The sequence below is a fragment of the Variovorax soli NBRC 106424 genome, assembly GCF_001591385.1.
GTDB classification, from domain to species: domain Bacteria; phylum Pseudomonadota; class Gammaproteobacteria; order Burkholderiales; family Burkholderiaceae_C; genus Variovorax; species Variovorax soli.
Window position 1 is genome coordinate 23949 of record NZ_BCUU01000063.1, and the last position, 6495, is coordinate 30443.

Consider the following 6495-nt stretch of genomic DNA (forward strand, 5'->3'; position numbering starts at 1 on the left):
GAGACAGGACAGGGAGATTTCCGCCGTGCAGATCGATGGCCGCACCGAGGTGATTGCGCACCTCGGCTACCCCACCCATACCTTCAAGTCCCCGATGATCTACAACCCGTACTTCGAGGCGGAAGGGATCAACGCGGTCGTGGTGCCATTCGCCTGCCGGCCGGAAGCCTTCGCGCAGAGCCTGAAGAGTCTGTTCCAGATGGACAACGTGCGCGGCGCCCTGATCACCATGCCGCACAAGGTGAGCGTGCTGCAGCTGCTCGATGAAGTCACGCCCACCGTGCGCGTGGCCGGCGCCTGCAACGCGGTCAAGCGCCTGCCCGACGGGCGCCTGGCAGGCGACCAGTTCGACGGCGCCGGCTTCGTGCGCGGCATGCAGCGCAAGGGCGTGCAGCTCGCCGCCACGCGGGCCCTGGTGGTGGGTTCGGGCGGCGTGGGCTGCGCCATTGCGGCGTCGCTGGCGCAGGCGGGGGTTGCGGAACTCGCGCTGTTCGACGTCAACGCCGCATCCGCCGAGGCCCTGGCCGGCCGGCTGCGCCAGGAATATCCGCAGCTGCCGGTGAGCACGGGCAGCGCCGACCCGCACGGCTTCGGGCTGGTGGTGAACGCCACGCCCCTGGGCATGAACCCGGGCGACCCGCTGCCCTTCGACGTGGACCGGCTGCAGCCCGGCACCATGGTGGGCGAGGTGGTCATGCGCAGCGAGACCACTGCGCTGCTGGCCGCCGCGCAGGCCCGCGGCTGCCGGGTGCAGGTGGGCACCGACATGCTGTTCGAGATGATTCCCGCGTACCTCGAATACTTCGGGCTGCCCAGCACCACCGCCGAGCGCCTGCGCTCGCTGGCGCGGTTGCAGTACTGAAGAAGAAAAGGGGACACGGCACCGGGCAGTCCATCTGCCCTGGGGGTGGGGTGATCGGATCGGGACAGTGCCGCGGCGCAGGATTTGCTATGTTCCTGCGTTCCCTTCCCGCGCTGTGCTCATGACCCCCAAGCCCAACCCCACGCCCGATGCCGCCACCGCGGCCCGCCACGTCGCCGATCTGGTCGCCCTGATGCAGCTCGCCCCCACGGGCGAAGACCGCTACCGCGGCCAGAGCGAGAACATCGGCACGCCGGCTGTCTTCGGCGGCCAGGTGCTGGCCCAGTCGCTGGTGGCTGCCAGCCTGACGGTGCCGGCCGACCGCGCCGTGCACTCCATGCACGCCTACTTCCTGCTGCCGGGCCAGCATGCGCCCATCGACTACACCGTGCACCGCGCGCGCGACGGCCGCAGCTTCACCACCCGCCACGTCATCGCCAGGCAGGAAGGCCGCGAGATCTTCGAGATGGCCGCGTCCTTCCAGACGCGCGACGAGGGCATCGACCACCAGGACGCCATGCCGGCCGCGCCCGACCCGCTGGCGCAGCCCAGCGAGCTGGAACGCCGCATCGCCCTGGGCGAGCGCGTGCCGGCGGCCTATCGCTTTCGGGGCCTGATCTCGCCGGGGCTGGAAGTGCGCGTGGTGGATGCGCCCGACCTGCTGTCGCCCCAGCCCAGCCCGCCGCGCTCGCTCATCTGGATGCGCGCGATCGCGCCGCTGCCGGACGACCCGCTGGTGCACCGTGCCCTGCTGGCCTATGCCTCCGACAACGGCCTGCTGCGCGCGGCCATGAACCCGCACGGCCTGACCTTCTTCAGCAACAAGCTGCGCGTGGCCAGCCTGGACCATGCCATGTGGTTCCACCGCGACTTCCGCATGGACCAGTGGCTGCTCTACGTCATCGACTCGCCCAGCGCCGGCGGGGCGCGCGGCCTGTGCCGGGGCAGCATCTTCACGCAGGACGGCCGCCTGGTCGCATCGACCGCGCAGGAGGGCATGATCCGCGTGAAGGAGGATTGATGCGCAAGCTCTCACTGGCCGGTTGCCTGGCCGCGTTGCTGTTCTGCGCCGCTGGCGCGGCCCATGCCGAGCGCGTGGGCGCCGTCGACACCGTCTTCAAGCTGATCGGCCCCGACCACAAGGTGGTGGTGGACGCCTACGACGACCCGAAGGTCAAGGGCGTGTCCTGCTACGTCTCGCGCGCCGTCACCGGCGGCGTGTCGGGTGCGCTGGGCCTGGCCGAGGATAAGGCCGAGGCCGCCATCGCCTGCCGCCAGGTGGGGCCCATCAGCATCGCCCAGCCTCTGCCGCGCCAGGAAGAAGTGTTCAGCGAGCGGCAGTCCATCCTGTTCAAGCGCCTGCGCGTGGTGCGCATGGTGGACAGCCAGCGCCACACGCTGGTCTACCTCACCTATTCGGACAAGCTGGTCGAAGGCTCGCCGCAGAACGCGGTGGCCGCCGTGCCGGTGGACCGGGCGGTGGCGATTCCGCTCAAGCCTTGAAGCGGCCGCGGCCAGGCGTGAGGTGAGGCGCGAGCGCATGGACAAGACGGCCCCGAACCCCACCAACCAGACCCCCGAGCTGCTGCGCCGCCTGCTGCGCGCCAAGGACCGCATGGATGCCGATTCGCACGAGGACTGGCCGGTCGAGCGGCTGGCCCGGGTCAGCCATGTCTCGCCGGCGCACTTCGCCCGCTCCTTCAAGGAAGCCTTCGGCATTCCGCCGCACCGCTACCTGCTCACGCGTCGCATCGAGCGCGCCAAGACACTGCTGCGCGACACCGACCTGTCCATCACCGACGTCGCCTTCCAGACCGGCTGGGCGAGCCTGGGCACCTTCGGGCGGATCTTTCGCGACATCACCGGCGAGAGCCCTGGCGCGCTGCGCCAGCGCGAGCGCGCTGCTGCGGACCAGCTCGGCCGGGTGCCTGCCTGCTTTTTGAGCGCAGCCCAGCGGCCCGATCTCACCATCGCAGTTTTGGAGAAGCGGCGCCGCACGGTCGCCGATACAAACGGGGCTCGGAAAACAAAGGAGAACCGCCAATGACGCAAGGTATCGAAATGATGGGCCTGTACGTGCGCGACCAGGAAGAGGCGCTCAGGTTCTACGTGGACAAGCTGGGCTTTCGCGTGCACACCGACGTGCGCAACGGCGACTACCGCTGGCTGACGGTGCAGCATCCGCAGCAGCCCTCGCTGCAGCTGGGCCTGTTCGTGCCGGGCCCGCCCACGCTGGATGCGCAGTCCGCGCAGATGCTGCAGGCGCTGGTGGCCAAGGGCGCCATGCCGCCGATGCTGCTGGCGGTGGACGACTGCCGCGCGGCCTACGAGCGCATGCGCGCCGCCGGCGTGGAGTTCACACAGGAGCCGGTGGAGCGCTACGGCACGGTGGACGCCAACTTCCGCGACCCTTCCGGCAACGGCTGGAAGATGGTGCAGGGGCGCCAGTAGCCCCGGGGCAGGCGCCGCGCCACGGCGCATGTCGGCCGACACCGACGCCCGCACGGGACCCAGGACGCTAGAGCCCCCGCGGCGGCGGGCGGAGCATGGGATGCCCCTTTTGAAGGAGATCGCATGCGAAGTCCCACTCCGCCGGGCAGCCCGGCCGACGGCCCCGTGAAGGAAGAGCCCGAGATCACCCAGGAAGAATCGATCCCCAGCGACGGCAAGGACGAGGTCGGCGAAGAGATGATGAAGAAGCTGGGCCGCGAGAAGCGCGAAAGGAACGAGCCCGGCAGCGGCGAGCCCGCCGAGGAGCCCGACCGTTCCTGAGGCGCTGCGCGCTCAGCCGCCGAACGGATTGGCCGTGGCGAACCACAGCGCAATGCCGGTGGCGATGATGAAGGCGCCGTCGGTCACGCCAGCGGCCAGGAAGAAGGTGGTCTGCAGCTGGTCCTTCAGCTCGGGCTGGCGGGCGGTGCCTTCCAGCAGCTTGCCGCCCAGGTTGCCGATGCCCAGGCAGGAGCCCAGGGCGGCAATGCCGATGAGAAGGGCCACCGCGAGGGGAAGGATGTCGAAGCCGTTCATGATCACTTTCCTGAAAGAGGAGCCCCTGACGCGCTGTCCTTGGCTCCGTGGCTGCCGGCACCCCTGTGGTTCCGGCTTGGCGCTACTGTCGCCGCGCAGGGGCATGGGGTCCATGACGTCCGAGGTCATGAGTGCAGCGGCGCCTGCCTGTCCCCCAGTGCCGCGCGCATGCCGCCAAAGCGCCTGCGGTACTGCGCCGGCGACAGGTTCACGCTGCGCTTGAACAGGCGGCTGAAGAAGGCCGCGTCGTCGTAGCCCACTTCCTCCGCCACCTCCTCGATCGGGTTGGCGGTGGTTTCCAGCAGGTGCTTGGCTTCCTCAATGCGCACGGTCTGGGTGTATTCCAGCGGTGTCATGCCGGTGGCGAGCTTGAAGCGGCGCTGGAACGAGCGCTCGGCCAGGCCGCTGAGCTGCGTCATGGCGGCCACCGGTGCGCCGTGGGTGTAATGCTCGGCCACCCAGGCTTGGCAGCGGCCGATGACGGCATCTTCGATCTGCCTGGAGCGCGCCATCCTGGCGAAAGGCTGCTGGCCGATGTGGTGCCAGTCGATGAGGTTCAGCCGCGCCACCTGCATGGCGGCCTCGATGCTGGCGAGCCGGGCGATCAGGTACAGCGCCAGATCCATCCACGAACTGCCGCCGCCGGCCATCACCAGCCGCTGGCCCTCGCCGGCCGTGACCATGGCGCGCTGCGGCCGCACGCGCGCCAGCGGATAGCGTTCCTGCAGCATGTCGCAGAAAGCCCAGTGGGTGGTGGCGTCCTCGCCATCGAGCAGGCCGGCTTCGCCCAGCAGCAGGGCGCCGGAACAGGCGGTGGCCAGCAGCGCGCCCCGCGCGTGGCAGCGGCTGAGCCACTGCACCTCGGCGTCATACAGCCCGTCGAGCAGGCCGTTGGGCGACACCAGGAGCTCGGGCACGCAGACCGCCGTGGGATGGGGCAGTTGGTCCAGGCTGCGCTGCACTTCGATCGCTACGTCGTTGGCCACGCGCACCATGCCTGTGTGCGCGCTGGCGATCACCGGGTCGAGCAGCGCCGGCCCGGGCGCGCCTCCTTCCACCATGGGCCAGTCGCGGCCGGCGGACTTGAACAGGTCGTACATGCCGTAGACCACCGAGGCGGCGGTTTGCGGCGTAACCAGGACGGCGACGACCGGCAGCGGCCCGTGGTGCGCGGCTGCCCGGCTGGGCGCAGTGAGGGAGGACATCGACGTTCTCCGTGGCGGTGGCGGAATCGTCAGGCTTGTTGCGGAATCGGCTGCGGCATTGCCAGCCCGGCGAACTTACGCTTCTTGCTCCGCCCATTCAAGGAGAGTTGCCATGACCTTGCACGACGCCCGCGGCGAATCGCTGTCCACCGAACAGAGCGCGGTGCTGGCCATCTACGAACAGTCGCTGGACCTTTTCAACAGCCTGCGCATGGACCCGGTCGCTGCGCTGCAGCCGGCGCTGGAGATGGACCCGGACTTCATCTCCGGCCACCTGCTCATGGCCGGGCTGATGCTCAGCGCCATCGATGCGCAGGTACTGCCTCAGGCGCGTGACAGTCTGGCCGCGGCCGCGGCCAGCCGCCATGTGCCGGCGGCGCGGGAGCGCTCGCTGCTGGCGGCGCTGCGGCCCTGGGCCGAAGGCGACATGGGCCGCTCCAACGAACTGCTGGGCCGGCACCTCATCGATCATCCGCGCGACCTGTTCGCCCTGCAGCTCACCCACATGGCGGATCTGGTGCTGGGCCAGCCCACGCTGCTGCGCGACCGCATCGGCAGGGCGCTGGCGCACTGGAGCCCGGCCGACCCTGGCTACGGCTACGTGTTGGGCATGCATGCCTTCGGGCTCGAGGAGTGCAACGAGTACGCGCGCGCCCTGCAGGCCGCGGAGGCCGCCCTGGACCGCAACCCGGCCGACGCCTGGGCGGTGCATGCGCTGGCCCATGTCCACGAGATGCAGGGCAGCGCAGAGGACGGCATCCGGTGGCTGACCCAGGGCAACACGCACTGGCAGCAGGACAACATGCTGGCCGTGCACAACTGGTGGCACCTGGCCCTGCAGTACCTGCGGGCCGGCGACATCGATGCCGTGCTGGCCGTGTACGACCGGGCCATCGCACCCCATGCCGGCTCGATGGCGCTCGACCTGCTGGATGGCAGCGCCCTCCTGTGGCGGCTGGAGCTGCGCGGAACGGAGGTGGGCGAGGCGCGCTGGCAGGCCCTGGCGGCGCGCTGGCGCGAATGGGCACGGCCGGGCTGGTCCACCTTCAATGACACGCATGCGCTGCTCGCGCAGATCGGCAGCGGCTCCCAGGAGGGCATCCAGGCGATGGCCTCGGCCATGGCGGCGGTGCCGGCCGACGACGCGCCCGCGCCCTGGTGGCGCCAGGCATGCGCCACCGCCTCGGCGATGTGCGCCTTCGGCGAAGGCCGCTTCGGCGACTGCGCGCAGCAATTGCTGCCGCTGCTGCATCACGAACTGGGCTACGGCGGCAGCCAGGCGCAGCGCAGCCTCCTTCATCTCACCGCCATGGAGGCAGCGCGCCGCGCCGGCGACTGTGCGATGTACGAGGCGCTGCGCAGCGAATCGGCGGCGCGGCTGCCGGCGCAGGGCGACGCGCC

9 protein-coding genes are annotated in these 6495 nt (G+C 70.3%); 7 read left to right on the forward strand and 2 right to left on the reverse strand.

Going from position 1 to position 6495, the window contains the following annotated elements; all coding sequences use genetic code 11:
• Positions 1 to 25: 25 nt before the first annotated feature.
• The 6 genes from VSO01S_RS17660 (at position 26) to VSO01S_RS17685 (ending at position 3634) form a co-directional block, all read left to right on the forward strand.
• A complete protein-coding gene (locus VSO01S_RS17660) occupies positions 26 to 862 on the forward strand; it encodes a shikimate dehydrogenase family protein (protein ID WP_245684243.1) in 837 nt (278 codons plus the stop codon).
• A 121-nt stretch (positions 863 to 983) separates the two neighbouring features.
• Positions 984 to 1883 carry an acyl-CoA thioesterase gene (locus tag VSO01S_RS17665; RefSeq protein WP_068644120.1) on the forward strand — a complete coding sequence of 300 codons (900 nt, stop codon included), beginning with the start codon at positions 984 to 986 and terminating at the stop codon, positions 1881 to 1883.
• Positions 1883 to 2365, forward strand: coding sequence for a CreA family protein (locus VSO01S_RS17670; RefSeq protein WP_068644121.1), 483 nt, complete (start codon positions 1883 to 1885; stop codon positions 2363 to 2365). Before VSO01S_RS17665 ends, VSO01S_RS17670 begins: the two co-directional genes overlap by 1 nt.
• A 37-nt stretch (positions 2366 to 2402) precedes the next feature.
• Positions 2403 to 2909 (forward strand): helix-turn-helix domain-containing protein, encoded by a 507-nt coding sequence (locus VSO01S_RS17675; protein WP_068644122.1) that lies wholly within the window; start codon positions 2403 to 2405, stop codon positions 2907 to 2909.
• A complete protein-coding gene (locus tag VSO01S_RS17680) occupies positions 2906 to 3313 on the forward strand; it encodes a VOC family protein (protein WP_068644123.1) in 408 nt (135 codons plus the stop codon). Before VSO01S_RS17675 ends, VSO01S_RS17680 begins: the two co-directional genes overlap by 4 nt.
• A 123-nt stretch (positions 3314 to 3436) precedes the next feature.
• Positions 3437 to 3634 carry a hypothetical protein gene (locus VSO01S_RS17685; protein ID WP_068644124.1) on the forward strand — a complete coding sequence of 66 codons (198 nt, stop codon included), beginning with the start codon at positions 3437 to 3439 and terminating at the stop codon, positions 3632 to 3634.
• A gap of 12 nt (positions 3635 to 3646) precedes the next feature.
• On the opposite strand, the gene atpE is transcribed toward VSO01S_RS17685, so the two are convergent.
• Both atpE and VSO01S_RS17695 read right to left on the reverse strand, forming a co-directional pair.
• Positions 3647 to 3889: a F0F1 ATP synthase subunit C gene (atpE, locus tag VSO01S_RS17690; RefSeq protein ID WP_068644125.1), complete on the reverse strand. Its 243-nt coding sequence runs from the start codon at positions 3887 to 3889 to the stop codon at positions 3647 to 3649.
• A gap of 125 nt (positions 3890 to 4014) precedes the next feature.
• Positions 4015 to 5094, reverse strand: a complete 1080-nt coding sequence (locus VSO01S_RS17695) for a GlxA family transcriptional regulator (protein WP_068644126.1) — start codon at positions 5092 to 5094, stop codon at positions 4015 to 4017.
• Between the two features lie 112 nt (positions 5095 to 5206).
• On the opposite strand from VSO01S_RS17695, the gene VSO01S_RS17700 reads away from it, so the two are divergent.
• Positions 5207 to 6495, forward strand: a 1289-nt coding sequence (locus VSO01S_RS17700) for a tetratricopeptide repeat protein (protein ID WP_068644127.1), incomplete at its 3' end; no start/stop codon positions are given.